Below are 25,775 nucleotides of genomic sequence, written 5' to 3'. Positions count from 1 at the left end.
GGTTTGAGCTGACTGGTGGTGCTTGTCAGGAAATTCCCACAAGAGTACAAATGTACTCCATGACAAATCTGACTCCCCGCCGTACCGCCATCCTGACCTTTATCCGCGAACGCATCGCCGAACACGGTCAGCCCCCAAGCCTCGCTGAAATCAGCGAGGCTTTTGGTTTTGCCTCCCGTAGCGTGGCGCGCAAGCATGTGCTGGCGCTCACCGAAGCCGGGTTTATCGAGGTCAATCCGCATCAGGCCCGGGGCATTCGCCTGCTCGGGCAGCCGGCGCGGCCGGAACTGCTCGAAGTCCCGGTACTCGGCCGGGTCGCTGCCGGTGCCCCCATCGGCGCCGATGCCGACCTGCACAATCGGCTGATGCTCGACCCCGCACTGTTCTCCCGCACGCCCGACTACATGCTGCGGGTGCAGGGCGATTCGATGATCGAGGACGGCATTCTCGACGGCGATCTGGTCGGCGTACGCCGCAACCCCGAGGCGCTCAACGGCCAGATCGTGGTGGCGCGACTCGACGGTGAAGTCACCATCAAACGCTTCGAGCGGATCGGCGATGAGGTTCGCCTGTTGCCGCGCAACCCGGCGTACCAGCCGATTGTGGTGCGGGCCGATCAGGATCTGGCCATCGAAGGGGTGTTCTGCGGTCTGGTGAGGCAAGGCTGATGGGTGCCGTCGTTGCGCTGGATACGCTGTTCAATGGCGGCCAGGTCTGGAAGGGCCGGCCTGCGCCACCCACCGCCAGCCCGCAACCCACCGGGCACGCGGCACTGGATGCGGCCTTGCCCAGTGGCGGCTGGCCGGAAGCGGCGCTGAGCGAAATCCTCCTGGTCGGGCCCGGCGTTGGCGAACTGCAACTGGTGTGGCCGACGCTGGCGCGGCTGTCGGCAGCGGGCGAACGCATCGTGCTGGTGGCGCCGCCGTTCGTGCCATACCCGCAGGCGTGGGCCAATGCCGGGGTCGATCTGCGCCAGTTGTCGGTGATCCAGGCCAGTGAACGCGATGCCTTGTGGGCGGCGGAACAATGCCTGCGCTCGGGCAGTTGCGGCGCGGTGCTGTGCTGGCCGCACAAGGCCGATGACCGTGCCTTGCGCCGTTTGCAGGTGGCGGCGGAAACCGGCCAGACCCTGGCGTTCGCGTGGCGCCCCTTGAGTGAAGCGGTCAACCCGTCGCCGGCCGCGCTGCGCATTGCCATCGATGCCCGCCCGGCGCAATTGCGCGTGCTCAAGTGCCGGGGCGGTCTGGCGCGCAGCGCACCGATCGCCTTCGCCGTGGGGCATTGAGGTCGCCATGCGCTGGGTTTGCATTCTGTTCCCGCAATTGGCCCTCGACGCCGTGCTGCGTCAGCGCCCCGATCCCGAACAACCCCTGGCGTTGCTCAGCGGCCCGGCCCAGCGCCGGGTGCTGCAAGCGGTCAACCCGGCGGCGCGGGCACTGGGCTTGCGTCCGGGGCAGTCGATGACCGCCGCGCAGGCCATGAGCAAAGGATTCGCCACTGTCGATTACGATTCGGCCGAGGTCGAGCACTGGCAGCAGTTTCTCGCCGCCTGGGCCTATCGTTTCAGCGCCCAGGTCAGCGTGCATTACCCGCGCACCGTGGTATTCGAGATCGAATCGAGCCTGGGGCTGTTCGGTTCCTGGGCACAGTTCGAAGCACGGTTGCGCACGGAGCTGTCCGAGCTGGGCTTTCGTCACCGGATCGTCGCCGCGCCCAACCCGGTAGCGGCGCGAATACTGGCCAACGCCTACGACGGATTGGTGGTGCCCGACGGTGAAGCCTTGCGCCACCACCTCGGGCAATTGCCGGTCGACCGTATCGGGCTTGAACCGAGCGTGGCCACGGCGCTGTCGCGCATGGGCCTGCGCAACCTTCATCAGGTGCAGAACCTGCCGCGTCAGGCCCTGGCCCGGCGTTTCGAGGCGCCGATGCTCAAGCATCTGGACACGCTGTTCGGCGCACGGCCGCTGGCACTGGCTTTCTATCTGCCGCCGGACCGTTTCGACGTGCGGATCGAACTCAATTTCGACGTGCAATCCCATCAGGCGCTGCTGTTTCCATTGCGCCGCCTGACGTCCGATCTGGCGGCGTTTTTGTGCGGGCGCGACAGCGGCGTGCAGCGCTTCGATCTGCATCTGGAACATGCGGGGCTGCCGGATACGCTGATCAAGGTCGGCCTGCTCAGCGCCGAGCGCGATCCGGCGATGCTCTTTGAACTGGCCCGTGGCCGACTGGAGCAGGTGCAGGTCGAAGCCCCGGTGCGCGGCTTTCGTCTGCGCGCCGAGGATCTGCCGAGTTTCGTGCCGCAGTTTCAGGAACTGTTCGACGACCGCCCGCAGCAGACCTTGCCCTGGGAGCAACTGCGCGAACGCCTGCGCGCGCGGCTGGGGGATGAGGCGGTCCAGGGCCTGCGCTTTCAGGCCGATCACCGCCCGGAGTGCGCGTGGCAGAACGCCGACGACAAACAGCGTTGCCCTGCATTGCCGGGCGTGCAGCGTCCGGGCTGGTTGTTGGGTGAGCCGCAGTCCGTGCCCGAAGGTTCGGCGCGCATTCTCATGGGCCCGGAACGGATCGAGTCCGGCTGGTGGGACGGTGATGACGTGCGCCGTGATTATTACCTGATCCAGAACCGCGCCGGCCAGCAAGGCTGGGCGTACCGGACAGTGGGTGAGGGCGGCCCGTTGTGGCTGCAAGGCTGGTTCGCGTGAATCAGGGTTATGCCGAGCTGCACTGCCTGTCGAACTTCAGTTTCCAGCGCGGTGCGTCCAGTGCGCTGGAGCTGTTTCAGCGTGCAAAAAAACACGGCTATCAGGCGCTGGCGATCACTGATGAGTGCACGCTGGCCGGAATTGTCCGTGCCTGGCAGGCAGCGAAGTCGGTTGAGTTGCCGCTGATCATCGGCAGCGAAATCCGCATCGAGAACGGCCCGAAACTGGTGTTGCTGGTCGAGAACATCGAGGGTTATCAGGCGCTGTGCGGCTTGATCACTCAGGCCCGAAGGCGCATGCAGAAAGGCCAGTATCAAGTGCTGCGCGAGGACTTCAGCGAGCCATTGCCGGGATTGCGGGTGCTGTGGGTGCCGGATACGGTCGATGACGTGGAAGAGGGCCGCTGGCTGAAACAGACCTTCGGTGAACGGCTGTGGCTGGCCGTGCAGTTGCATCGAGGGCAGAACGATCAGCAACGGCTGGCCGCACTGCTGAGTCTGGCGGATGAGTTGCAGATTCCAGCGGTGGCCAGTGGCGATGTGCACATGCACGCCCGTGGCCGGCGGGCCTTGCAGGACACCATGACCGCGATCCGCCACCACGTCCCGGTGGCCGAGGCCGGGTTGCGTCTGCACCCCAACGGCGAGCGGCATTTGCGCAGCCTCGATGTGTTGCGCGAGTTGTATCCGCAGACCTTGCTGGACGAATCGGTGAAACTGGCCCGGCACTGCACGTTCGATTTGAGCCAATTGCGTTATCAGTATCCGAAAGAGCTGGTGCCCGATGGACACTCGGGTCGTTCCTGGCTGCGACAGTTGACTAAACAGGGCATCGCCTGGCGCTGGGAAAACGGCGCGCCCTTCAAGGTCCTGAGGCAGATCAACAAGGAACTGAAGCTGATCGCCGAACTCGGCTACGAAAGCTACTTCCTCACCGTGCATGATGTGGTGCGCTTCGCCCGGAAGCAGAAAATCCTTTGCCAGGGCCGGGGGTCGGCGGCCAACTCGGCGGTGTGTTTTGCCTTGGGCATCACCGAGATCGATCCGGATCGCACCACGCTGCTGTTCGAGCGTTTCATGTCGAGAGAGCGCAACGAGCCGCCGGACATCGACGTGGATTTCGAGCACGAACGCCGGGAAGAAGTCCTGCAATACGTGTTTCGTCGTTATGGTCGCCGTCGTGCGGCGCTGACGGCGGTGGTCAGCACTTACCACGCCAGCGGCGCGATCCGCGATGTGGCCAAGGCGCTGGGCTTGCCGCCGGACCAGATCAATGCGCTGGCCGACTGCTGCGGCCACTGGAGCGATGAAACACCGCCCGTGGAACGCTTGCGCGAAGGCGGTTTCGACCCCGAAAGTCCGCTGCTGCACCGGGTGCTGAGCCTGACCGGGCAACTGATCGGCTTCCCCCGACACCTGTCGCAGCACCCCGGTGGTTTCGTGATTTCCGAGCAACCGCTGGACACGCTGGTGCCGGTGGAAAACGCCGCCATGGCCGACCGCACGATCATTCAGTGGGACAAGGACGACCTCGATGCGGTCGGGCTGCTCAAGGTGGATATCCTTGCCCTCGGCATGCTCAGTGCGATTCGTCGCTGTTTCGATCTGCTGCGCCGTCATCGTCATAAGGATCTGAGCCTGGCGACCATCCCGGCTGACGACCGCCCGACCTACGACATGATCAGCCGCGCCGACACCATCGGCGTGTTCCAGATCGAGTCCCGGGCGCAGATGTCGATGCTGCCGCGTCTGCGCCCGCAGAACTTCTACGATCTGGTGATCGAAGTGGCCATTGTCCGGCCGGGGCCGATCCAGGGCGGGATGGTCCATCCGTATCTGCGTCGCCGGAACAAGGAAGAAGAGGAGACCTATCCGTCACCGGAGCTGGAAGTGGTGCTCAAACGCACCCTCGGCGTGCCGCTGTTTCAGGAACAGGTGATGCAGATCGCGATTGTCGCCGCCGATTACAGCCCCGGCGAGGCCGACCAGTTGCGCCGCTCCATGGCGGCGTGGAAACGCCACGGCGGGCTGGAACCGCACAAGGAACGGCTGGCCGCCGGCATGAAGAAAAACGGCTACAGCCCGGAATTCGCCGCGCAGATCTTCGAACAGATCAAGGGCTTCGGCAGTTACGGCTTTCCCGAGTCCCACGCCGCCAGTTTTGCCTTGCTGACCTATGCCAGCTGCTGGCTCAAGTGCCACGAACCGGCGGCGTTCGCCTGTGCGCTGATCAACAGCTGGCCGATGGGTTTCTACAGCCCGGATCAGATTCTTCAGGACGCGCGCCGGCATCATTTGCAGATTCGCCCGGTGGACGTGCGCGCCAGTGACTGGGATTGCAGTCTGGAGCCGATTGCCGGCGAGCAACCGGCGATTCGCATGGGGTTGCGCATGATCAAGGGCTTTCGCGAAGAGGATGCGCGGAACATTGAAAGCGCTCGGGCGAGGGGCGCGTTTGCCGATGTCGCCGATCTGGGCGAGCGCGCCGGGCTCGACAGTCGCGCTCAGGCGCTACTGGCGGATGCCGGCGCGCTGCGCGGCCTGGCCGGTCATCGCCATCGGGCACGATGGGAGGTGGCCGGGGTGCAGAAACAGCTTGGACTGTTTGCCGGGTTGCCGAGTCAGGAGGAGCCGGATGTGCTGCTGCCGACGCCGAGTGTCAGCGAAGACCTGTTCACCGATTACGCCACCCTCGGCACCACGCTGGGGCCGCACCCGTTGACGTTGTTGCGCGACGAGTTGCGGGCGCGGCGCTGCCGCAGCTCCCGGGAGTTGCTGGAGGTCGAGCATGGCCGGCCGGTCAGCGTGGCGGGGCTGGTGACCGGTCGCCAGAGGCCGGGCACCGCCAGTGGCGTGACGTTCGTGACCCTGGAGGACGAGTTCGGCAACGTCAACGTGGTGGTCTGGCGCGATCTGGCCGAGCGCCAGCGTCAGGTGCTGGTGGGCTCGCAATTGCTCAAGGTCGATGGCCGCTGGGAACGGGAAGGCGAGGTGCGGCATCTGATCGCCGGACGCTTGAGCGACCTCAGTCCGTTGCTCAACGGGATTCGGGTGCAAAGCCGCGATTTCCACTGACGGCAACTGGTTGATTAGTGATCGTTCCCACGCTCCGCGTGGGAATGCCGCCATGGACGCTCCGCGTCCACTGTGACGCAGAGCGTCACGGTATGCATTCCCACGCGGACGGTTCGACGCCTCGACGTGGGAACGCTCGGTCGCTGACGGCAGCTGATCGCTTCAAAAGCCAATTTGCTGACGTCAAAAAAACCTGTCCTCACTGATGGCACTTTGGCATAATGCCGCCCTTTCCCGATCCCCCACGACTTCGCCGTGCCGGGACACATCGATTTTCAGAAGGAATGCAAAGTGAGAATGATCTCCCGGATGTTGGTCTCAGGCATTGCGATTGCCGTCCTCGGCACCCTGGCCGGCTCGCTCGCCGGTTGCGCCACCGAAAGCTCCCGCGCACTGCCGGTGGCCAAGGTGGAAAGCGCCGCCCAGGCCTGGTCCGGCGTGCGTATCCCGATGGCCGTGGGCAAGTTCGACAACCGTTCGAGCTACATGCGCGGAATCTTCTCCGACGGCGTAGACCGTCTCGGCGGCCAGGCCAAGACCATCCTGATCACCCACTTGCAGCAGACCAACCGTTTCTCCGTGCTCGACCGCGACAACATGGGTGAAATCCAGCAGGAGGCGGCGATCAAGGGCCAGGCCCAGCGTCTGAAAGGCGCCGATTACGTCGTGACCGGTGACGTCACCGAGTTCGGCCGCAAAGAGACCGGCGATCATCAGCTGTTCGGCATTCTCGGCCGTGGCAAGACCCAGGTTGCCTACGCCAAGGTCAACCTGAACATCGTCAACATCAGCACCTCCGAAGTGGTGTATTCGACCCAGGGCGCCGGCGAATACGCCTTGTCCAACCGCGAAATCATCGGCTTCGGCGGCACCGCTGCCTACGACTCCACCCTCAACGGCAAAGTCCTCGATCTGGCCATGCGCGAGGCGATCAATCGCCTGGTCGATGGCATGAACGCCGGCGCCTGGAAACCGGGCAACTGATAGACGCCCATCGCAAGGAGCAACACACCATGAATCTGTCCCTGTCCCGGTCGCTGATGGCCCTGGCTGCCGGCGCGCTGCTGGCTGGTTGCAGCAGCCCGCAAACCCTGTACCAGTGGGAAGGCTACCAGCCACAAGTCTACGAATACTTCAAAAGCGAAACGCCGAAAGAGGCCCAGGCCGAAGCGCTGGAAGCCGATCTGCAAAAGATCCGCGCCAGTGGCAAGCCGGTACCCCCGGGTTACCACGCACACCTTGGTCTGCTGTACCTGAGCATGGGCAAGGACGATCAGATGGTGCAGCAATTGCGCACCGAGAAGACCCTGTTCCCCGAGTCCGGCACGTACATGGACTTTCTGCTTAAAAACGCCAAGACCGGAGATGCGCAATGATCTCGCGTGCCTTGAAAGGGCTGGCCGCAGGCCTGGCGCTGACCGTTCTGGGTGGCTGCGTTGCACCTAAAACCGTGGACTACTCGGCGTACAAGCAAGCGCGGCCGAAATCCATTCTGGCGCTGCCGCCGCTGAATACCTCGCCGGACGTCAAGGCGTCCTACAGCCTGTTGTCGCAAGTGACTTTTCCGCTGGCCGAGGCCGGTTACTACGTGCTGCCGATCACGTTGGTCGACGAGACGTTCCGCCAGAACGGCCTGACTACGCCGGATGACATCCATGCGGCACCGGCCAACAAGCTGCAGGAAATCTTCGGTGCCGACGCGGCGCTGTACATCACCGTCAGCGAGTACGGCACGCGTTACATGGTGATCAGCAGCGAAACTGCCGTCACCGCGAGCGCCAAGCTGGTGGACCTGAAAACCGGCGTCACCCTGTGGACCGGTACGGCCCGGGCGTCGAGCGAAGAGGGCGGCAACAACAGCGGTGGCGGCCTGATCGGCGCGCTGATCACCGCGGCGGTGAAGCAGATCATCAACAGCTCCACCGATGCCGGCTACCCGATTGCCGGTGTGGCCAGCAATCGACTGCTGTCGGCCGGACATCCGGCGGGCCTGCTGTACGGGCCACGGTCGCCGAAGTACGGCACTGATTGATCGACCTGTTTCGCACTGATCGTTCCCGCGCTCTGCTGCTCGGGATCGTTCCCACGCTCTGCGTGGGAATGCCGCCATGGACGCTCCGCGTCCACTGTGACGCAGAGCGTCACGGTATGCATTCCCACGCGGACGGTTCGACGCCTCGACGTGGGAACGATCAGCACCTCGGTGGGCCGCTGTTTTATTTGGCAGGCCAAAACCGCTCGCCACCTCCCGGTGCCTCCGTCCACGCTTGCAACGAGCGGGTCGGCAAATCGAAGTAATCCCGGGTCCGCGCATAACCATGGCCGCCCATGCGTCCGATCGCATCCAGCCCCAATTGATCGATGTACAGGGTTTTCGGGTCGATCAACTCGTCGCGCACATGCGCCATCAACACCTCGCCAAAAATGATCTCCCGCGACTGGCCGATGTTCAGCGCCATCATCCGCCGACATTCCAGCGCCACCGGTGCTTCGCCGATTCGCGGGCATTTGACCGAGGTGCCGGGAATTGCCGTCAGGCCCGCTGCGGTCAACTCATCGAAGCCCGGCGCGAACGGCACGGCACAGACGTTCATGGCTTCCACCAATGCGTCGCTGACGATGTTGACGGTGAATTCCTGATTCATCTGGATATTGCGCGTGGTGTCCTTTGGGCTCTGGTCGCCATAGTTCTCCACGCCGAGCGCGAGTATGGGCGGATCCGCCGACAGCGCATTGAAGAAGCTGAACGGCGCCGCATTGACCCGGCCTTCGCCGTCGATGGTGGTGACCAGTGCAATCGGGCGCGGCACCACGCTGCCGATCAGAATCTTGTACTTTTCCCGTGGGCTCAGTTGGCTGAAATCGAAGCTGTGCATGGCAGTGTTCTCTAAAGAAGTGGATCGATGGCGCTCAACGGCGCTTCGGCGCTGTAGTCGTCGGCGAACGGAATGGCCGGCTGGAACAGGGTTTTCCAGTCCGGTCGGCCAAAGGCCCGGTCGCTGTGGCTGCGCATCAGTTTTTCGTATTGGCGTTGGGCCTGACGTTGCAGCGTGGGGTAGTCGACGCCGTTGACCTGACCGTCGTGCATCACGCAGCGACCGTCGATGAAACTGGCGATGCAGTCGTCGCCGCGTCCGGCCAGCAGCAGGTTTTTCAGTGGATCGAATAACGGGCCCAGGTGCAGTCCGCGCAGGTTGAACACGGTGATATCCGCCTTGGCGCCGGGTGCCAGGCGACCGAGGTCATCACGGCCCAAGGCCTTGGCACCGCCGAGGGTGGCGGCGTTGTACAGATCGAGGCTGCTGGTCAGCGTGGGCCCGCCTTCCATCAACCGGGCGATGTTCAGTCCGTGGCGCATGTTTGCCAGCAAATCCGCTGGCCAGGTGTCGGTGCCAAGGGCGAAGTTGATGCCCTTGGCGCGATAACGGCCGAACGAGTTCAGTGCCTCGCCGTCACGGGCGAACACCAGCGGGCAGTGCACCAGACTCGCGCCGCCGTCGATGACCCGTTGCAGATCGTCATCGCCCGAGGTGTAGATGCCGTGGGGTAACAGACTGCGCGGAGTGAGCAGGTCGAGTTGCTGCAACCAGCCTAGCGGCGTGGTGCCGCGCAACTGTTCGACCATCGCCACTTCGCCAGGCGCCTGACAACAATGCAGACGCATCGGTGCATTCAGCTCGCGGCTCAATGCAGATGTACGTTGCAGCAGTGCCGGGGTGCAGGTCTGGATGCGATCCGGCAGCAACGTGCCGCGAATCAACCCCGCATGCGCACCATCGAAATCCTTGAAGAACCGTTCGGCCGCGTCCAGCCCGGCCAGCCCCCGAGCCTCATCCCAGTGGTGGGCGAGGCTGCCGTCGGCACGCCAGTAACTCATGCCGCTCATGTAGCAGGGGCCGAGGTACGTGCGCAGCCCCAGTTCGCCCGCCACGTCGGCGACAGCGGCAAACTCGTCGTAGGTCTCCGCCCATTCGCGGTAGTACATCGAGGTGATTGGCATCGCCGTGGTGATGCCGTTGCGGATCAACTGGGTAAAGGCGTAGCGGTATTTGAAGACTTCTTCTTCCGGGCTGAACGACTCACGCGGGCCGCTCGCCAGGTACTCCGCCGACCACATGCGGCCCATCGCGCGTTCGTCGCCGTTGTCCAGGGTCAGTACCGTGGAATCGAGATCGCCGAGGGCATCGAGGTCAATGAACCCGGGCCCGATCAGCGCATTGCCGTAATCGATCCACTGATCTACCGGCTCTTGATAACCGCGCCCGACAAATTCGATGCGCGAGCCGGCAAATACCACTTCGCCGTCGCGCCACAGCACATGCTGCGTGCCGTCGAAACCGACCACGCAAGCGGCCTTGAGGCCGATCCGTTTCACAGACGGCTGCCCAGCAAGCGACCGCCGCTGGCGATCAGTTCGCCGCCGCGATACACCTGACGCACTGGCCGCGCGACGACAGCCTCGCCGAGGGTTTCGACCGGCATCAGCAGAAAGTCCGCAGGCTTGCCGATGGCGAAGCCGTAACCCTCGATCCCCAATGCGCGCGCCCCGTTCACCGTTGCCGCGTCGAATGCCGCCGCCAGTTCATCGTCCTTGCCCAGGTCGAAACGGAACGCCAGCAACATCGCTCGTTCGAGCATGTCGCCATTGCCCATCGGCGACCACGCATCGCGGATGCCGTCGGAGCCGAGGCACATGTTGACACCGGTTTCACGCAGCGCCAGAAACGGCGGCACCGCGCAATCGGCCGGCGCCGAACTCATCAGCGAAATCCCCAGCGCCGCGAGGCGTTCGGCAACGGGTTTGACCTGGCTCCAAGGCAACATGCCCAGGCAATAGGCATGGCTGATCATCACCCGGTTCTGCAGGTTGAAGCGCTCGGTGTAATCGGCGATCCGGGCGATCTGCCACAGACCCAGTTCGCCTTTGTCGTGCAGGTGAATGTCGACGCCACGCTGAAAGTCGCGGGCCAGGTTGAACACGAAGTCCAGTTGTGCAATCGGGTCGTTGTCGATGCCGCAGGGGTCGAGTCCGCCGACGTTTTCCACGCCCAGGGCCATGGCTTCGCGCATCAGTTCGGCGGTGCCGGGGCGGCTGATCAGGCCGGTTTGCGGGAAGACCACCAGTTGCAGGTCGATCAGGTCGTTGTAAGTTTCGCGCAGTTGTTGCATGGCCTCGACGTGACGCAGGCCGAATTCCGGGTCGATGTCGACGTGGCAACGCATCGTCAGCGAACCCCGGGCGATGCAGTTTTCCAACAGCGCACCGGCCCGTTCGGCAATCGGCGCTTTCACTTCGCGCAACACGCGGCGTTCGTTGCTGATGTAATCCTTGAGCGTCGGGCCCGCGCTGTTCGGGCGCCAGGGCTGGCCGTACAGGGTCTTGTCGAGGTGGACGTGGCTTTCCACCAGCGGGGCGGTCAGGAGCTGGTTCTGGCCGTCGATGTCGGTGGCGGCCAGTGGAGCATTGGAGGCCGGGCGGCGCTGGGTGAACTTGCCGTTTTCGATCAGCAGGTCTTCGGCGGGGGCGCCGTAGGGGCGGATGTTTCTGAGCCAGCGGGGATGGGACATTGCATACCTCTGTTTCTATGTTGTCTGGGCGGGCCTCATCGCTGGCAAGCCAGCTCCCACATTGGAACTGTGAGCGCCACCGATCCTTGTGGGAGCGAGCTTGCTCGCGATGGCCGCAACTGGGTCTTGAGTCAGGCGATCAACCCTTGAGCTTCGACCAGATCCGATCCTGCAGCTCCCGCGCCTTGTTGCTGCATTCCTTCTCCGGCCGCAGCCGCGAGGCGTATTCCTCGGGCATGTTGATCGCGTCCATGATCTTCCATTTCGCATCCAGCAACTGATCGCTCTGAATCCCGTTGGCATAGGCAATCGCGTTGGACACGGCCGCCGCGTTCTCGGGCTTCATCATCCAGTCGATAAAGATCTTCGCGTTGCCCGGATGCGGCGCGCTTTTCGGTACGGCGAAGTTGTCCTGGAACATCGCCAGGCCTTCTTTCGGGTACACGTATTTGATCGTGCTCTTCTGCAAGGTGGCGCGGGCGGTCGAGCCGTTCCAGTTCTGCATCATGATCACTTCGCCCGAGGCCATGCGGTCGACGGTGTTGTCGGAGCTGTACATCTTCAAAAACGGTTTCTGCTTTTGCAGCAGTTCGAGGATGCGCTTGGCGTCCTGCGGGTTTTCCGTGCATTCGTCGACGTTCAGGTAATGGCTGGCGGCATTGATCACGCTGCTGGAGGTGTCGAGGGCGGCGAGTTGGCCTTGCAGTTCCTTGCGCGGTTCGAAGAACTCTTTCCACGAGTCGTCGAGCTTGCCGCCCGGCACCCGGGCGCTGTCATAGGAGAAACCGGTGGTGCCCCACAGATACGGCGCCGAATATTTGCGGCCCGGATCGAAGCTCGGATCGCGGAACGGCCCTTTGACGTACTGGAAGTTGTTCAGGGTCGGAGCGTCGATTTCCAGCAGCAGATCCTGTTTGATCAGCGTCTGCATGATCGACTGCGACGGCACGATCACGTCATACGCCGCGCCGCCGGCCTGCAACTTGGCGAGCAGGGTTTCGTTGCTGTCGTAGCCGTCCATGGTGACTTTGATCCCGGTCTCCTTTTCGAACTTGGCCAGCAGGTCCACCGGGTAGTAATCGGTCCAGTTGTAGAAGAACAACTCCTTGGGCTCGGCGGCGTGGGCGCTGAACGCGGTGAAACAACTCAGGGCCAGACCGGATACTGCCAGACGCATGTTTTTCAATTTCATGAGAGCGCTCCAGGTTTATTGTTGTTTGCCACGTTGGCCAAGCCAGAAGGCCAGCACTACGAGCACGATGGAAATCACCAGCATCAGGGTCGAGATCGCGTTGATCTCCGGCGTTACGCCGGCCTTGATCGCCGAGAAGATGTACACCGGCAACGTGGTCGAACCGGGCCCGGCGACGAAGAAGGTCATGATGAAATCGTCGAGGCTGACCACGAATGCCAGCACCGAACCGGACAACACCGCCGGCCACAGCAGTGGCAGGGTCACGCGGCGGAACACCTGCCACGGATTGGCGTACAGGTCGTTGGCGGCTTCCAGCAGGCTCTTGTCCAGATCGTTGAGCCGTGCGCGGATCGGCAGGTAGGCGAACGGAATGCAGAAGCCGATGTGCGCGACGATCACGGTCATCAGCCCGAGCTTGATCCCCAGTGCCATGAACAGCAGCAGGGTGGCCACGGCAGTGACGATCTCCGGCAGGATCAGCGGCAGGTTGATCCCGCCCTCGACCATTTTCTGCCCGTAGAACGGCCGATAAGTCGCCAGCGCCGCCAGCAGTGCAATCGTCGTGGCGCACACCGTGGCGATGGTCGCGACGATGATCGAATTCAGCGCCGCGGTCTGGATCGACGGGTTGGCCAGGATCCGCCCGTACCAGGCGAACGAGAACTCGGTCCACACCGTTGCCGAGCGGTTGGCGTTGAAGCTGTAGACGATCAACACCAGGATCGGCACGTACAGATAGGCGAGGATCAGCAGGCTGATTTCCCGGGTCGCCGGGAGTTTTTTCAGGTGCAGAGAAATCATGCTTTCGCTCCCCGGTTCAGGGTTTTCGCCGCGCTGCGGCTGTAGAGGGCGTAGAGCACCAGGGACAACAGCAGAATCCCCAGCAACAGGAACGACAGCGAACTGCCCAGCGGCCAGTTGCGCGCGGTGCCGAATTGCTGCTGGATCAGGTTGCCGATCATCAGGGTCTTGCCCCCGCCGAGAATCGCCGGGGTGATGAAGGCGCCGAGGCTCGGCACGAACACCAGCAACGCGCCGGCAATCACGCCGGGCATCGACAGCGGCAGGATGATCCGGCGCAGTGCGTGCCAGCGGTTGGCGCCCAGGTCATAAGCGGCTTCCACCAGACGCCAGTCGAGTTTTTCCAGGGTCGAGTAGATCGGCAGGATCATGAACGGCAGGAAGCTGTAGACCAGACCGACGCTGACCGCGAAGTCGTTGTAGAGCAGGGTGATGCCGCCGGCATTCGGGAACAGCGCGTTAAGGCTCTGGGCGACCCAGCCCTGTTCGCGCAGGATGATCAGCCACGCGTAGTTGCGGATCAGCAGGTTGGTCCAGAACGGAATGGTGATGAGCAACACCATCAGGTTGCGTCGGCGCGGGGGCAGGCTCGACATCCACAACGCCACCGGAAACCCGAACAGAAAGCACAACACGGTGGTGCCGCCGGCCTGGAACACCGAGCGCAACAGTGCCTGGGCGTAGACCCAGTTCAGTTCCAGCTCGCCGTCGAAACCTTCCTGGAAAAACAGCTGCACGTAACTCTGTAACTGCCATTGCGCCTGCCAGTCGACGCCGCCGTAGGTGTTGCGCGGCAGCAGGCTGATGTAACCCATGATCCCCAGCGGAATGGCGATCAGGGCGAGCAGGGTCAACACCACCGGGCTGAGCAACAGCGCGCGGTTGAGGGAGGGGGAAGTGCTGCTGACGCTCATCTCAGGCCTCCATCAACAGGCAGGCCTGGGGTGGCAGATGCACCGCCACGGGCTCACCGACTGTGCGACAGGCGCTCAAACCTTCGTTGTTTTCCCGCAGCATGACTTTGATGTCGTTGTTCAAACGGCACTGGTACAGCGTCGCGGTGCCGACATACAGCACGGCTTCGATCACCCCGCGCAAATGATGCGGCTGGTCCGCCGCGACCAGTTGCGAGCGCTCGGGACGAAACGCCAGTTGTACGCTGCTGCCATTGACGCCTTGCGGCGGGCAGGGAATTTCCACCGGCATGCCGCTGGGCACGAAGAGGTTTTCGTTGTGTTCGCCACGCTTGAGCTGGCCGGGGAGGAAATTGATGTCGCCGATGAACTGGGCGACGAAGCGGTGCTGCGGGCGCTCGTAGATGTCGGTCGGGGTGCCGATCTGCAGGATCTTGCCGGCGGACATCACCGCGATCCGGTCGGACAGGGTCAGGGCTTCTTCCTGATCGTGGGTGACGAAGATGAAGGTGATGCCGGCTTCCTGCTGCACGCGCTTGAGTTCGACCTGCATCTCCTTTCGCAGCTTCAGATCCAGCGCCGACAGCGGCTCGTCGAGCAACAGCACTTTGGGCTTCGGCGCCAGGGCCCGGGCCAGAGCCACGCGCTGCTGCTGGCCGCCGGACAGTTCCGCCGGTTTGCGCCCGGCCAGGTGCTCCATCTGCACCAGCGCGAGCATTTCGTCGACCCGTCCTGGAATGGTCTTGCGATCAAGACCCTGCATCTCGAGGCCGAAGGCGATATTCTGCGCGACACTCATGTGCGGAAACAGCGCGTAACTCTGGAATACCGTGTTGACCCGACGCTTGAACGGCGGCAGGTGATTGACCGTTTCGCCCGCCAGACGGATCTCGCCGTCGCTGACGTGTTCGAAACCGGCGATGGTGCGCAGCAGGGTGGTCTTGCCGCAGCCCGAGGGGCCGAGGAGGGTGAAGAACTCGTTGTCGGCGATGTTCACCGACACGTTGTCGAGGGCTGGCGCCAGGCCAGGATCATCAGAATACCGCTTGGATACGTTACGCACTTCAATGGCTATTGGCTGACCCATAATGGTGCAATCCTCTAATTATTGTATGCAATATCTGAATGCAATTTAGAAATACCCGGATTAATCTGCTGGCGCAACCCCCATTTCCCCGACTGAGTCGTTCGTCGGGCAGCGTTGCCAGCATTGAAGGAGTTTTCAAATGACCGAGAAAAAAACGGAAACCACGGTCGACCGCGTCTACCAAGGGGTTTACGAGGCGATCAGCAAGCGTTCGCTGCGTCCGGGGATGAAGCTGGGCGAGGCGTCGCTGGCGGAGTTGTTCAATGTCAGCCGTACGTCGGTTCGAGCCGCGCTCAAGCAACTGGAGGCCGACGGACTGGTCACCACCGAGCCCAATAAAGGTGCGTCGGTGTCGCTGCCCAGCGATGAAGAGATCCGTTCGCTGTTTGAAACCCGGCGCTTGATCGAGATCGGCATCGTCACTGAACTGTGCCGGCGCAAGGACTCTGCCGCGATGCAGGACCTGCGCGATCACTTGCTGCTGGAAGACGAGGCTCACGCAGCCGGCGATCACGAGCGGCTGATTCACCTGCTCGGCGAGTTCCACATCAAACTGGCCCGCAGCCTGAACAACCCGGTGTTGCTCGACTGGTTCCAGAAGCTGATTTCCCGCGCTTCGCTGTATGCCGCCGCGCTGGACGACGACAGCCACGAAGCCTGTCGCGACGACGAACATCTGCGGCTGATCGAATACATCGAGGCCGGCAATCAGAACGCCGCCATTGAGCTGACCTGTATGCACCTGGACGGCATCCAGAAGGCCATCCTCGATGTCGCTGCAAAGATGAAGACCGGCTACCATCCGCTCAAACACCTGATCGAAGTCTGAACGTCGAGCAGGGGTGAAATCGGCTATACCTCTAATGAAACCATCGCTGCCCAGCGCGCTCGAAATAGACGGGCGCGACGCTTGACCGCGCAGCGATTGAACCGGACCCACCACAAGGCGTTAAAGCAGCCGATGCAGTTTTTATCCGATAGCCATGGGTGTGACGGCTGGCAAGGCGAGATGGCCGGGCGAATCCGTGAGTTCGACTGGAGCGGCACGGATCTCGGCCCGCTCGAAACCTGGCCGGCCAGCCTGTGCAGCACGGTCCAGTTAATGCTGGCCTCGCCGCTGCCGATGGTCATGCTCTGGGGCCATGCCGGTTACATGATCTACAACGATGCCTATTCCCGATTCGCCGGCGGACGGCATCCGTACCTGCTTGGATCACCGGTGGAACTGGGTTGGCCGGAAGTCGCCGACTTCAACCGGCATGTGGTCGACACCTGTCTGGCGGGCGGCACCCTGGAGTACCGCAACAAGGTATTGGTGTTGTTGCGCGATGGCGTGCCCGAGGACGTCTGGCTCGACCTTTATTACAGCCCGGTGGCCAACGATGCCGGCGTGCCTTCGGGTGTCATGGCGATGGTGGTGGAAACCACTGAACTGGTGTTGTCCGAGCGTCTGCGCCAGGCCGCTGAAGATGCCTATCGTGCCGATAACGAGCGGGTGCGACTGGCCCTCAATGCCGGCGCATTGATCGGCTCCTTTGTCTGGGACGTGAAAAACAATGTGCTGTCGGCCGACGAGCGTTTTGCCCGGACATTTTCCTTCCCGCCGGATCAAGACCTCACCAACCTGCCGCAGCACATTGCTGAAGCACACATTCATCCCGATGACCGTCCCTGGGTGCAGGAGTGCATCGAAAATTCGGTGCGCACCGGCGAACCCTACAACGCCGAGTACCGCGTAATACGCGCCGATGGCAGCTTTCTATGGGTGTTGGCCAGTGGCTGCTGCGAGTTCGACGAACAGGGCCGGCCGTTCCGTTTTCCCGGCGTGCTGATCGATATTCACGAACGCAAGATCGCCGAAGAATCCCTGCTCAAGTTCACCCGCAATCTCGAGCAGCGTGTGGCAAATGAAGTCGAAGCGCGCCTCGCCGCCGAAGAGCGACTGCGACAGTCACAGAAACTCGAAGCCATCGGCGGCCTCACCGGCGGCGTGGCCCATGACTTCAACAATCTGCTGCAAGTGATTGCCGGCAACTTGCACCTGCTGGCTCGTCACGAGCCGAACAACGCCAACGTGCAGCGTCGGGTCAGCGCCTCGCTGGCGGCGGTCGAGCGCGGTGCCAAGCTGTCCTCGCAACTGCTCGCGTTCGCCCGCCGCCAGCCACTGTCGCCGGCGGTGTGCAATCCCCGGCAGATCTTTGAAGGCGTCGGTGAGTTGCTGCAACGGGCGTTGGGCGAAATCATTCAGATCGACGTGCAGTTGCCGGACGAACCGTGGCACATCAACGTCGATCGCAATCAACTGGAAAACGCCATTCTCAATCTGGCGATCAATGCCCGCGACGCCATGAAGGGCGAGGGCACAATTGTGCTCGGCGCCGCCAACCTCTCGCTGGATCAGGCGTTCTGTTCGGGCAAGGGCATCGTGCCGGGGGATTTCGTCCGGGTCTCGGTCAGTGACAGCGGCGTCGGCATTGCGCCGCACATGCTCGAGCAGGTGTTCGAACCGTTTTTCACCACCAAGGCCGACGGCCAGGGCACCGGTCTCGGCTTGAGCATGGTGTTCGGTTTCGTCAAACAGAGCGGCGGCCATGTCGAGATCGACAGCCAGGTGGGCCAGGGTACGCGAGTGCAGTTGTACTTTCCGCGCAGCGTGCGACCGGTAGATCATGCGGCGCCCAGCGTGGAGAAACGCCTCACGGGTGGCAACGAGACGATCCTGGTGGTCGAGGACAACGAAGCGGTACGCAACTCCGCCGTCGAGCTGTTGCGTGAAGAAGGCTACCGCGTGCTGATCGCCGGCAATGGCGATGCGGCCATGCAGATGCTGATGGAAGGCGCTCGGGTCGACCTGATCTTCACCGACGTGGTCATGCCCGGCCTGATCAAGAGCTCCGATCTGGCGGCGTGGGCCAAGGTGCAGATGCCACCGGTGGCGGTGCTGTTCACCTCGGGCCACACCCGCGACATTATTTCGCGCAATCACCAGCTCAGCCCCGATACCCATCTGCTCGGCAAGCCTTACGGCCCCGAAGCGCTGTTGCAGATGATCCGAACCGTGCTCAGTGCCTGAGCTTCGAATCCCTTGATCAAGGCTGGCCAATGACCTCCAAGCGCAGCTCCAATTCCGCCGCCGGCATGGTTCGCGTGCGCGGCGCCCGTGAACACAACCTGAAGAACGTTGATGTCGATATTCCCCGTGATGCGTTGGTGGTGTTTACCGGCGTGTCGGGTTCGGGCAAGTCGTCGCTGGCGTTTTCGACGCTGTATGCCGAAGCACAGCGGCGCTATTTCGAATCGGTGGCGCCCTATGCGCGCAGGCTGATCGATCAGGTCGGCGTGCCGGACGTCGATTCCATCGAAGGCCTGCCGCCGGCCGTGGCCCTGCAGCAACAACGCGGCACGCCGAGTACGCGCTCGTCAGTGGGCAGCGTGACCACGCTGTCGAGCCTGATCCGCATGCTTTACTCGCGCGCCGGCAGCTACCCGCCGGATCAGCCGATGTTGTATGCCGAGGATTTTTCACCGAACACGCCACAAGGCGCGTGCCCCGAGTGCCATGGACTGGGGCGGGTTTACGAGGTGACCGAGGCGCTGATGGTGCCCGATCCGGAACTGACCATTCGCCAGCGCGCCGTGGCCGCCTGGCCGCTGGCCTGGCAGGGACAGAACCTGCGCGACATCCTGGTGACCATGGGCATCGACGTCGATATTCCATGGCGCAAACTGCCGAAAAAACAGCGCGACTGGATCCTTTTCACCGAGGAAACACCGACGGTTCCGGTGTACGCCGGGCTGACACCCGAAGAAACCCGCGTCGCCCTGCTGCGCAAGATGGAGCCCAGTTATCAAGGCACCTTCACCGGCGCACGGCGCTACATCCTGCACACCTTCACTCATTCACAAAGCGCGTTGATGAAGAAGCGCGTGTCGCAATTCATGCTCGGCAGCCTGTGCCCGTTGTGCGATGGCAAGCGCCTCAAGCGAGAGGCGCTGTCGGTGACGTTTGCCGGGTATGACATCGGCGAGTTGTCGCGGATGCCACTGTTGCAAGTCGCCGAAGTCTTGAAGCCGGTGGCGGATGCGAGCTGGCTGGAGCACGCCGATGAAACCGGTGAAACCCTGACTCACCGCCAGACCCGCGAAGCCCGCCAGCAGCGCGTGGCCCATGGTGCCAGCGGCCACGCCAACGCGCCGGACGTGCGCCATACGCCGAACCTGTCGCTGGAGAAGCGCCTGGCCGCGCAGCGCATTGCCGAGGACTTGCTGGACCGGGTCAGCACCCTGACCGATCTCGGCCTCGGTTATCTGGCCCTGGAGCGCAGCACGCCGACCCTGTCGTCCGGCGAGTTGCAACGTCTGCGGCTGGCCACCCAACTGGGTTCGCAATTGTTCGGTGTGATCTACGTGCTCGACGAACCGTCCGCCGGCCTGCACCCGGCTGACGGCGAGGCGCTGTTCGAGGCCTTGCAGCGTCTGAAGGCCGACGGCAACAGTGTGTTTGTGGTCGAACACGATCTGGACACCATGCGCCGGGCCGACTGGCTGATCGATGTCGGCCCGGCAGCGGGCGAAAAGGGCGGGCAGATTCTCTACAGCGGCCCGCCACCGGGGCTGGCGGCGGTCGAACACTCGCAGACCCGCGCCTACCTGTTTGCCGAACAGCAACGGCCGACCCGCACCGCGCGCAAACCGTCGGGCTGGCTGAAGCTCGACGGCGTCACCCGCAACAACCTGAATAACCTCAGCGCCGAATTTCCGCTGGGCTGTTTCACCTCGGTCACCGGTGTCTCCGGTTCCGGCAAGTCGAGCCTGGTCAGTCAAGCGCTGCTGGAACTGGTCGGCGCGCAACTCGGGCGCAGTGTCAGTGACGCCGAGCCGGAAGAACTCAATCTGGAAGATGAGACCCCGACTGCCAGCACCGGCCAGGTCAGCGCCGGGCTGGAGTCGATCAGGCGTCTGGTGCAGGTCGATCAGAAACCGATCGGTCGTACTCCGCGTTCGAATCTGGCGACCTACACCGGGTTGTTCGACAACGTACGCAAGTTGTTCGCCGCGACCGACGAGGCGAAAGCGGCGGGATATGACGCCGGGCAGTTTTCCTTCAACGTCGCCAAGGGGCGCTGCCCGACCTGTGAAGGCGAGGGGTTTGTCAGTGTCGAATTGCTGTTCATGCCCAGCGTTTATGCGCCGTGCCCGACCTGTCATGGCGCGCGTTACAACCCCGAGACCCTGGCCATCCTCTGGCAGGGATTGAGCATCGCGCAGGTATTGCAGCTGACGGTGGACGAGGCGGTGACGGTGTTTGCCGAGCAACCGGCAATTCGCCGTTCGCTGGAGGTGCTGCGCGATATCGGCCTCGGTTACTTGCGCCTCGGGCAACCGGCGACCGAGCTGTCCGGCGGCGAAGCCCAGCGGATCAAACTGGCCACGGAGCTGCAGCGCAATCAGCGCGGCGCGACGTTGTACGTGCTGGATGAACCCACCACCGGTTTGCACCCTCGGGATGTCGACCGCTTGCTCGAGCAGCTGGATACGCTGGTGACGGCGGGGCATACGGTGATCGTGGTCGAGCATGAAATGCGCGTGGTGGCGCAGAGCGACTGGGTGATCGACATCGGACCGGGAGCGGGGGATCAGGGCGGCAAGATCGTCGTGGCCGGGACGCCGCAGAAAGTGGCGGCGAGCAAGAAGAGCCGGACTGCGCCGTTTCTTGCCCGGGCCTTGAGACGATAACGGCGTCGCCTGGGCCGGCCTCATCGCGGGCAAGCCCGCCCCCACTGAGTCTGATGTGTTCACGAATGTGTGTACGGCAATAAGACTGTGGAAGCGGGCTTGCCCGCGATGGCGGCGTATCAGGCGCCGTCGAGCGTGCGGCGCACCTTGTCCAGCAATTCACTGATGTGGAACGGTTTGACCAACATCTCCATGCCAGCCCCGAGGAACACCTGGCGGTTGATCGCCGTTTCCGCGTAACCCGTCATGAACAGGATCGGCAACCCTTCGCGCCAGCCCCGGGCAACGTCCGCCAGTTCGCGGCCGCTCATGCGCGGCAGGCCGACGTCGGTCAGCAGCAGATTGATCGATGGATCGTTCTGCAAGCACTCCAGCGCGGTTTCGATATCGCCGGCCTGGGTGCAGCGGTAACCGGCGTCCTCCAGTACCTCGGTGACGAACAGTCGCACGCCCGGCATGTCTTCGACGATCAGCACGTGTTCGCCGCTGCCTCTGGCATCAATCGTCGGGATGGGCACATCGACGGCGGTCGGGTCGTTGCTGGCTGGCAACATGATCGTCACTTCTGTGCCGCGCCGCGCCACACTGCGGATGTGCGCATCGCCGCCTGACTGGCGGGCGAAACCGTAGATCGTCGACAGTCCCAGCCCGGTGCCCTGGCCCAGCGGTTTGGTGGTGAAAAACGGCTCGAATACCTTGTCGATCAAACTGTGCTCGATACCGGTGCCGTCATCGCGCACCGACAGCGCTACGTAGGAACCGTCGGTGAGGTTCGGATCACCGTGGGAGTACGCCGCGTAGGTGCTGACCCAGATATTGCCGCCCTGAGGCAACGCGTCCCGGGCATTGATCACCAGGTTGAGCACCGCGCTTTCCAGCTGGATCGGGTCAACCAGTGCAATCGCCGGTTTGGTGGTCAGCTCCAGCTTGAGGGCGATGCGTTCACCGATGGTGCGCACCAGTAATTCTTCGAGCGAACGAACGTGCTCGTTGATGTCCACCGGCCGAGTGTCGAGCGGCTGTTGCCGGGCGAAGGCCAGCAAACGATGGGTGAGCGAGGCCGCACTCATCGCCGAGTTCAGAGCCGCTTCGGCGTAGAACCGGACCTTGTCCGGACGGGCATCGGCGACGCGTTTCTGGATCAGCTCAAGACTGGTGATGATCCCGGTCAGCAGGTTGTTGAAGTCATGGGCGATGCCGCCGGTGAGTTTGCCCAGCGCATCCATCTTCTGCACTTGCAGCAGTTGCGATTCGGCGCGTACCCGGTCGGCGACTTCCTTGGCCAGTTGCGTGGTGGTGTCGTCCAACTGAGCCAGGTGCGAGCGTTCGCGATGACGGTGCTCGGTGACGTCTTCGACGAACACCAGGCTCAGCTTCGGGGTGCGATAGGGTGAAATCTGCCACTCGGTCTCGCGGATCTCACCTTGCACGCGCATGTTCAGCGTGCCTTTCCAGCGCTCGCCGTCCACCAGACGCAGGCGCAACTCGCGAAGGATCGCACCTTGATCGTCAGCGAAACACTCGTTGAGTCCCTCGGAGTCGAGGTTGTCCTGGATCAGTTGGGAGAAGGCGTGATTGCACTCGTGGACCTTGAGTTCGGCATCGAGTACCGCAATCGGAGCCGAGACATTGACGAAAATCTCGCGAAAACGCGCCTCGCTTTCACGCAACGCACTCTCCGTGTCGCGTACTCGCAGCAGGGTGCGCAACGTTGCCAGCAGCACATCGGGATCGACCGGGTGAATCAGATAGGCATCGGCTCCGGCGTCGAGGCCGGTGATGATGTCGCCGGTCTGGATCGACGCGGCCGACACATGGATCACCGGGAGCAGGGCAGTGCGAGAGTCGGAGCGCAGTTCACGGACGATGTCGAAACCGCTCATGTCCGGCAGGTTGACGTCGAGAATCAGCGCATCGAGCGGTTCACTGGCGATCAACGCCAGACCTTCGCCGCCGGTGCCGGCTTCGAGCACTTCGTAACCGTGGCGCTCCAGGCGCCGGCGCAAGGCATAGCGAGTGGCGACGTTGTCATCGACGATCAACAGACGGATGTCATGTTTCATCGACGTTCTCCTGGGCGATCGCCAACGGAATGATCACGAAAAAGCTTGAGCCCACGCCCGGTGTACTCTCGACACCGACCTCACCACCGAGCAATTCGGCGAAGCGCTTGCACAGGGACAAGCCGAGCCCGGTGCCGCGCAGGCGCTTTTGCAGCGGTGAGTCGACCTGTGAAAAATCTTCGAACAAGGTGCCGTGCAATTCAGGGGCGATACCGATGCCGGTGTCGCTGACCGCGAATCGCACTTTGTCCTGGCCTTCGAGGCGCGCCGAGATCCGGACTTCGCCACGGGTGGTGAATTTCAGCGAGTTGGAAATGAAGTTGCGCAGGATTTGCGCCAGCTTCTTGTCATCCGTGAAGAGTCGCGGCAGGCCCACGGGTTCTTCGAAAATCAGGTCCACCGCCGTGGCGTCGACAATCGGCCGGAACATTCCCCGCAGGGCGGCGAACAGATCGAACATGTCGAACCACGCCGGAGAAATGTTGATGCGTCCGGCCTCGATCTTGGCCAAATCGAGCAGGTCATCGACCATGTCGCTGAGTTCCCGGGCGGCGCTGCTGACAAACGCCACCTGCTTGTGTTGCTCCGGGCTGAGTGGGCCGTCGAGTTCGTCGGCCAACAGGCTGTTGATGCTCAGAATCGAACCCAGCGGGGTGCGGAACTCGTGGCTCATGTACGACAGGAAGCGGCTTTTCAGGTCGGAGGCCTGACGCAGTTGTTCGGCCTGGGTATCGAGTTCGGCGTACAGGGCGAGCACGCCCTGATTGGTTTCGTCGAGTTCGTCACGCAGTGCCGCCGTTTCGCTCTGCAACCGGGCGATCAACGCAGCCTGTTCGGCGCTGTTCAAGGTCGGCGACTCAGCCATGGGCGGCCTCCAGGGCAATGACCAGCACCGTTACATCGTCGCGCCCGCGACAGAAGTCGCGGTGCAGGACGGTGGCTATCACGGCAGGATGACGATGCACCAGGCCGGGATAGTCTTGTAGATTCCAACGGGACTGCAAGCCATCGCTGTACATGATCAATAGATGTCCGTTCACGTGAGCATAGTCAAAGGGCTGGGCTTTTCGGTACTGGCCGCCGACGATTCCGGGGTGCGAGGCCAGTCCGCGGGACTTGTCGGCCGTCACCAGGCTGGCACCGATGTTGCCGACACCGGCATAGGTCAGGCTGGCGCGCTGGCCATGGAACTGCGCAAACGCCACCGCGCCGCCACGGGTGCCGATCATTTCCCGGTGCAGGTCCTCCATCAGCGGCACCGGGGAGCCGAAGGGGTTCAGGGCGAAGGCTTTTTCTCCGGCGCGGCCGGCGCGCTCGGCGTCTTCGCCATGGCCCAGGCCGTCGATGATCAGGGCGCTGATATCCGGCCCGTTGAACGCCAGATGCCACACATCTCCACATGCCGGGTCGTTGTGCAGTGAATGCTGACTGACGCCGAAGCGCAGATCCGGCTGCCGATCACTGCGCGGATACAGCCGTGCCAGCAATACGGCGCCCCGAGCGTCGGCATACACATCAAACACTTCGGTCTGGCGCGACACCGCGCCGAGGCCGATCCCCTGAGTGCCGCCCGTGGAAAAACCATCGGCCATGCACGCATCGAGATCGAAGCCACCGGCGCGGTCGACCGCGAGCATTTCGAGGCCGAAACCCTCGACGCGCTTCAATACGCGCAGGTGCAATTCACCGTGTGTCGCATGCTTGAGCACGTTGCTCGCCAGTTCCGTGGCCACCAGCGCAACACGTCCGGCATCGCGCTCATCGAAGCCATGCTGCTCGGCGAGTTGCTGCGCCGTGCGCCGGGCATGGCCGATCTGGCTGCTGTCTTCAAGGAGCAGCACTCGGGTCAGACTCCCGCTGAAATTCATGTCCATCGGGTGATTGTTATCCGGGTGCCTTTACCGGGCGCGGTGTCCAGTTCGAATTCGTCGACCAGTCGCTTGGCTCCGGTCAACCCCAGGCCGAGGCCGCTGCCGGACGTCCAGCCGTCGGTCATCGCCAGTTTGATGTCGGCAATGCCCGGGCCTTCATCGCGAAAAGTCAGACGCAGGCCGACCTTGTGGTTGTCGTCGAGGATCTGCCAGTCCATGTCGCCGCCACCGCCGTAGACCATGGTGTTGCGCGCCAGCTCGCTGACCGCGGTCACCAGTTTGGTCAGGTCGATCAGGCGCATGCCGCATTCGGTGGCCAGTTTGCGTGCCTGTTGCCGGGCCAGCACCACGTCCTGCTCGATGTGAATCGGTTGGGTACCGCTGCTGCGCACGGTCATTGCTGGCGTACTCGTTCCTGCAACAGTTTCATTCCGCGCTCGACGTTCAGCGCGGTGCTGACGCCTGGCAGGTTCAGGCCGAGCTCGACCAGAGTAATCGCCACCGCCGGTTGCATGCCGACCAGCATGGTTTCGGCGTCCATGATTTTCGACAGGCCGGAAATGGTGCCGATCATCCGGCCGATGAACGAATCGACCATGTCCAGCGCCGAGATATCGATCAGCACCCCACGGGCCGAGGTTTTGCTGATGCGCTCGGACAAGTCGTCCTGCAGGGTGAGGGCGAGTTGGTCATGCATGTCGACCTGGATGGTCACCAGCAGGAAGTCGCCCATCTGAAGAATCGGGATACGTTCCATT

General features: G+C 63.0%; 22 protein-coding genes. 10 read left to right on the top strand and 12 right to left on the bottom strand.

The features are described from left to right. Positions 1-50 precede the first annotated feature (50 nt). From lexA to AC1MDC_RS01435, 7 genes are all read left to right on the top strand, one after another. The gene (gene lexA, locus AC1MDC_RS01465; protein ID WP_085695893.1) at positions 51-668 is read left to right on the top strand and encodes a transcriptional repressor LexA; all 618 of its coding nucleotides are present in this window, start codon (positions 51-53) and stop codon (positions 666-668) included. Continuing rightward, a complete protein-coding gene (gene imuA / locus AC1MDC_RS01460; RefSeq protein ID WP_480392342.1) occupies positions 668-1,285 on the top strand; it encodes a translesion DNA synthesis-associated protein ImuA in 618 nt (205 codons plus the stop codon). Before lexA ends, imuA begins: the two co-directional genes overlap by 1 nt. Positions 1,286-1,292: 7 nt before the next feature. Then, a complete protein-coding gene (locus tag AC1MDC_RS01455; RefSeq protein ID WP_234205449.1) occupies positions 1,293-2,708 on the top strand; it encodes a Y-family DNA polymerase in 1,416 nt (471 codons plus the stop codon). Next, the gene (locus tag AC1MDC_RS01450; RefSeq protein WP_480392341.1) at positions 2,684-5,782 is read left to right on the top strand and encodes an error-prone DNA polymerase; all 3,099 of its coding nucleotides are present in this window, start codon (positions 2,684-2,686) and stop codon (positions 5,780-5,782) included. Before AC1MDC_RS01455 ends, AC1MDC_RS01450 begins: the two co-directional genes overlap by 25 nt. Before the next feature lie 297 nt (positions 5,783-6,079). Continuing rightward, complete coding sequence (locus tag AC1MDC_RS01445; RefSeq protein ID WP_176247708.1) at positions 6,080-6,766, top strand: CsgG/HfaB family protein; 687 nt, start codon at positions 6,080-6,082, stop codon at positions 6,764-6,766. 29 nt (positions 6,767-6,795) lie between these two features. After that, positions 6,796-7,158, top strand: coding sequence for a DUF4810 domain-containing protein (locus AC1MDC_RS01440; RefSeq protein WP_085695897.1), 363 nt, complete (start codon positions 6,796-6,798; stop codon positions 7,156-7,158). Next, complete coding sequence (locus AC1MDC_RS01435; RefSeq protein ID WP_480392340.1) at positions 7,155-7,814, top strand: DUF799 domain-containing protein; 660 nt, start codon at positions 7,155-7,157, stop codon at positions 7,812-7,814. Before AC1MDC_RS01440 ends, AC1MDC_RS01435 begins: the two co-directional genes overlap by 4 nt. Positions 7,815-7,998: 184 nt before the next feature. On the opposite strand, the gene AC1MDC_RS01430 is transcribed toward AC1MDC_RS01435, so the two are convergent. From AC1MDC_RS01430 to AC1MDC_RS01400, 7 genes are all read right to left on the bottom strand, one after another. Further along, a complete protein-coding gene (locus AC1MDC_RS01430; protein ID WP_085701874.1) occupies positions 7,999-8,658 on the bottom strand; it encodes a flavin reductase family protein in 660 nt (219 codons plus the stop codon). Between the two features lie 11 nt (positions 8,659-8,669). Next, on the bottom strand, positions 8,670-10,157 hold the full coding sequence (locus AC1MDC_RS01425) for an amidohydrolase family protein (protein ID WP_480392339.1): 1,488 nt from the start codon (positions 10,155-10,157) through the stop codon (positions 8,670-8,672). Then, positions 10,154-11,350 carry an amidohydrolase family protein gene (locus AC1MDC_RS01420; protein ID WP_480392338.1) on the bottom strand — a complete coding sequence of 399 codons (1,197 nt, stop codon included), beginning with the start codon at positions 11,348-11,350 and terminating at the stop codon, positions 10,154-10,156. Before AC1MDC_RS01420 ends, AC1MDC_RS01425 begins: the two co-directional genes overlap by 4 nt. A 139-nt stretch (positions 11,351-11,489) precedes the next feature. Next, entirely contained in the window at positions 11,490-12,542 is a 1,053-nt protein-coding gene (locus AC1MDC_RS01415) for an extracellular solute-binding protein (protein ID WP_480392337.1), read from the bottom strand. A 15-nt stretch (positions 12,543-12,557) separates the two neighbouring features. Further along, positions 12,558-13,346 (bottom strand): ABC transporter permease, encoded by a 789-nt coding sequence (locus AC1MDC_RS01410; RefSeq protein WP_227232759.1) that lies wholly within the window; start codon positions 13,344-13,346, stop codon positions 12,558-12,560. Beyond that, a complete protein-coding gene (locus AC1MDC_RS01405) occupies positions 13,343-14,260 on the bottom strand; it encodes an ABC transporter permease (RefSeq protein WP_480392336.1) in 918 nt (305 codons plus the stop codon). The genes AC1MDC_RS01410 and AC1MDC_RS01405 overlap by 4 nt, the downstream gene beginning before the upstream one ends. Position 14,261: 1 nt before the next feature. Beyond that, positions 14,262-15,347: an ABC transporter ATP-binding protein gene (locus AC1MDC_RS01400; RefSeq protein ID WP_480392335.1), complete on the bottom strand. Its 1,086-nt coding sequence runs from the start codon at positions 15,345-15,347 to the stop codon at positions 14,262-14,264. Positions 15,348-15,486: 139 nt separating this feature from the next. Here AC1MDC_RS01400 and AC1MDC_RS01395 point away from each other — a divergent pair, with 139 nt between their 5' ends. The 3 genes from AC1MDC_RS01395 to AC1MDC_RS01385 all read left to right on the top strand — a co-directional run bounded on the left by AC1MDC_RS01395 (position 15,487) and on the right by AC1MDC_RS01385 (position 21,083). After that, positions 15,487-16,176, top strand: coding sequence for a GntR family transcriptional regulator (locus AC1MDC_RS01395; protein WP_085695906.1), 690 nt, complete (start codon positions 15,487-15,489; stop codon positions 16,174-16,176). 132 nt (positions 16,177-16,308) lie between these two features. After that, positions 16,309-18,420 carry a PAS domain-containing hybrid sensor histidine kinase/response regulator gene (locus AC1MDC_RS01390; RefSeq protein ID WP_085701880.1) on the top strand — a complete coding sequence of 704 codons (2,112 nt, stop codon included), beginning with the start codon at positions 16,309-16,311 and terminating at the stop codon, positions 18,418-18,420. A gap of 29 nt (positions 18,421-18,449) precedes the next feature. Further along, positions 18,450-21,083 (top strand): excinuclease ABC subunit UvrA, encoded by a 2,634-nt coding sequence (locus AC1MDC_RS01385; protein WP_480392334.1) that lies wholly within the window; start codon positions 18,450-18,452, stop codon positions 21,081-21,083. 119 nt (positions 21,084-21,202) lie between these two features. Here the strand turns inward: AC1MDC_RS01385 and AC1MDC_RS01380 are convergent, their stop codons facing one another. From AC1MDC_RS01380 to AC1MDC_RS01360, 5 genes are read right to left on the bottom strand one after another with little or no spacing between them, the layout of a single operon-like run. Continuing rightward, a complete protein-coding gene (locus tag AC1MDC_RS01380) occupies positions 21,203-23,146 on the bottom strand; it encodes a response regulator (RefSeq protein WP_085695909.1) in 1,944 nt (647 codons plus the stop codon). After that, on the bottom strand, positions 23,136-24,011 hold the full coding sequence (locus tag AC1MDC_RS01375; RefSeq protein ID WP_085695910.1) for a sensor histidine kinase: 876 nt from the start codon (positions 24,009-24,011) through the stop codon (positions 23,136-23,138). The genes AC1MDC_RS01380 and AC1MDC_RS01375 overlap by 11 nt, the downstream gene beginning before the upstream one ends. Then, the gene (locus AC1MDC_RS01370; RefSeq protein ID WP_085696435.1) at positions 24,004-25,014 is read right to left on the bottom strand and encodes an ATP-binding protein; all 1,011 of its coding nucleotides are present in this window, start codon (positions 25,012-25,014) and stop codon (positions 24,004-24,006) included. Before AC1MDC_RS01370 ends, AC1MDC_RS01375 begins: the two co-directional genes overlap by 8 nt. Next, positions 25,011-25,415 carry an anti-sigma regulatory factor gene (locus AC1MDC_RS01365; protein WP_085695911.1) on the bottom strand — a complete coding sequence of 135 codons (405 nt, stop codon included), beginning with the start codon at positions 25,413-25,415 and terminating at the stop codon, positions 25,011-25,013. The genes AC1MDC_RS01370 and AC1MDC_RS01365 overlap by 4 nt, the downstream gene beginning before the upstream one ends. Further along, positions 25,412-25,774: an STAS domain-containing protein gene (locus AC1MDC_RS01360; protein ID WP_007959463.1), complete on the bottom strand. Its 363-nt coding sequence runs from the start codon at positions 25,772-25,774 to the stop codon at positions 25,412-25,414. The genes AC1MDC_RS01365 and AC1MDC_RS01360 overlap by 4 nt, the downstream gene beginning before the upstream one ends. Position 25,775: the final 1 nt, after the last annotated feature.

This window comes from Pseudomonas sp. 1, assembly GCF_056626735.1.
Note: the sequence above shows the minus strand (reverse complement) of the source record. Positions and strands in the feature narration are given on the sequence as shown.

What these genes read in the sequence shown, in the direction of transcription:
- lexA (WP_085695893.1), top strand. Translation starts at nt 51, where the DNA reads ATGTACTCCATGACAAATCTGACTCCCCGCCGTACCGCCATCCTGACC.
- imuA (WP_480392342.1), top strand. Translation starts at nt 668, where the DNA reads ATGGGTGCCGTCGTTGCGCTGGATACGCTGTTCAATGGCGGCCAGGTC.
- AC1MDC_RS01455 (WP_234205449.1), top strand. Translation starts at nt 1,293, where the DNA reads ATGCGCTGGGTTTGCATTCTGTTCCCGCAATTGGCCCTCGACGCCGTG.
- AC1MDC_RS01445 (WP_176247708.1), top strand. Translation starts at nt 6,080, where the DNA reads ATGATCTCCCGGATGTTGGTCTCAGGCATTGCGATTGCCGTCCTCGGC.
- AC1MDC_RS01440 (WP_085695897.1), top strand. Translation starts at nt 6,796, where the DNA reads ATGAATCTGTCCCTGTCCCGGTCGCTGATGGCCCTGGCTGCCGGCGCG.
- AC1MDC_RS01435 (WP_480392340.1), top strand. Translation starts at nt 7,155, where the DNA reads ATGATCTCGCGTGCCTTGAAAGGGCTGGCCGCAGGCCTGGCGCTGACC.
- AC1MDC_RS01430 (WP_085701874.1), bottom strand. Translation starts at nt 8,658, where the DNA reads ATGCACAGCTTCGATTTCAGCCAACTGAGCCCACGGGAAAAGTACAAG.
- AC1MDC_RS01420 (WP_480392338.1), bottom strand. Translation starts at nt 11,350, where the DNA reads ATGTCCCATCCCCGCTGGCTCAGAAACATCCGCCCCTACGGCGCCCCC.
- AC1MDC_RS01415 (WP_480392337.1), bottom strand. Translation starts at nt 12,542, where the DNA reads ATGAAATTGAAAAACATGCGTCTGGCAGTATCCGGTCTGGCCCTGAGT.
- AC1MDC_RS01410 (WP_227232759.1), bottom strand. Translation starts at nt 13,346, where the DNA reads ATGATTTCTCTGCACCTGAAAAAACTCCCGGCGACCCGGGAAATCAGC.
- AC1MDC_RS01405 (WP_480392336.1), bottom strand. Translation starts at nt 14,260, where the DNA reads ATGAGCGTCAGCAGCACTTCCCCCTCCCTCAACCGCGCGCTGTTGCTC.
- AC1MDC_RS01400 (WP_480392335.1), bottom strand. Translation starts at nt 15,347, where the DNA reads ATGGGTCAGCCAATAGCCATTGAAGTGCGTAACGTATCCAAGCGGTAT.
- AC1MDC_RS01395 (WP_085695906.1), top strand. Translation starts at nt 15,487, where the DNA reads ATGACCGAGAAAAAAACGGAAACCACGGTCGACCGCGTCTACCAAGGG.
- AC1MDC_RS01390 (WP_085701880.1), top strand. Translation starts at nt 16,309, where the DNA reads ATGCAGTTTTTATCCGATAGCCATGGGTGTGACGGCTGGCAAGGCGAG.
- AC1MDC_RS01385 (WP_480392334.1), top strand. Translation starts at nt 18,450, where the DNA reads ATGACCTCCAAGCGCAGCTCCAATTCCGCCGCCGGCATGGTTCGCGTG.
- AC1MDC_RS01380 (WP_085695909.1), bottom strand. Translation starts at nt 23,146, where the DNA reads ATGAAACATGACATCCGTCTGTTGATCGTCGATGACAACGTCGCCACT.
- AC1MDC_RS01375 (WP_085695910.1), bottom strand. Translation starts at nt 24,011, where the DNA reads ATGGCTGAGTCGCCGACCTTGAACAGCGCCGAACAGGCTGCGTTGATC.
- AC1MDC_RS01370 (WP_085696435.1), bottom strand. Translation starts at nt 25,014, where the DNA reads ATGAATTTCAGCGGGAGTCTGACCCGAGTGCTGCTCCTTGAAGACAGC.
- AC1MDC_RS01365 (WP_085695911.1), bottom strand. Translation starts at nt 25,415, where the DNA reads ATGACCGTGCGCAGCAGCGGTACCCAACCGATTCACATCGAGCAGGAC.
- AC1MDC_RS01360 (WP_007959463.1), bottom strand. Translation starts at nt 25,774, where the DNA reads ATGGAACGTATCCCGATTCTTCAGATGGGCGACTTCCTGCTGGTGACC.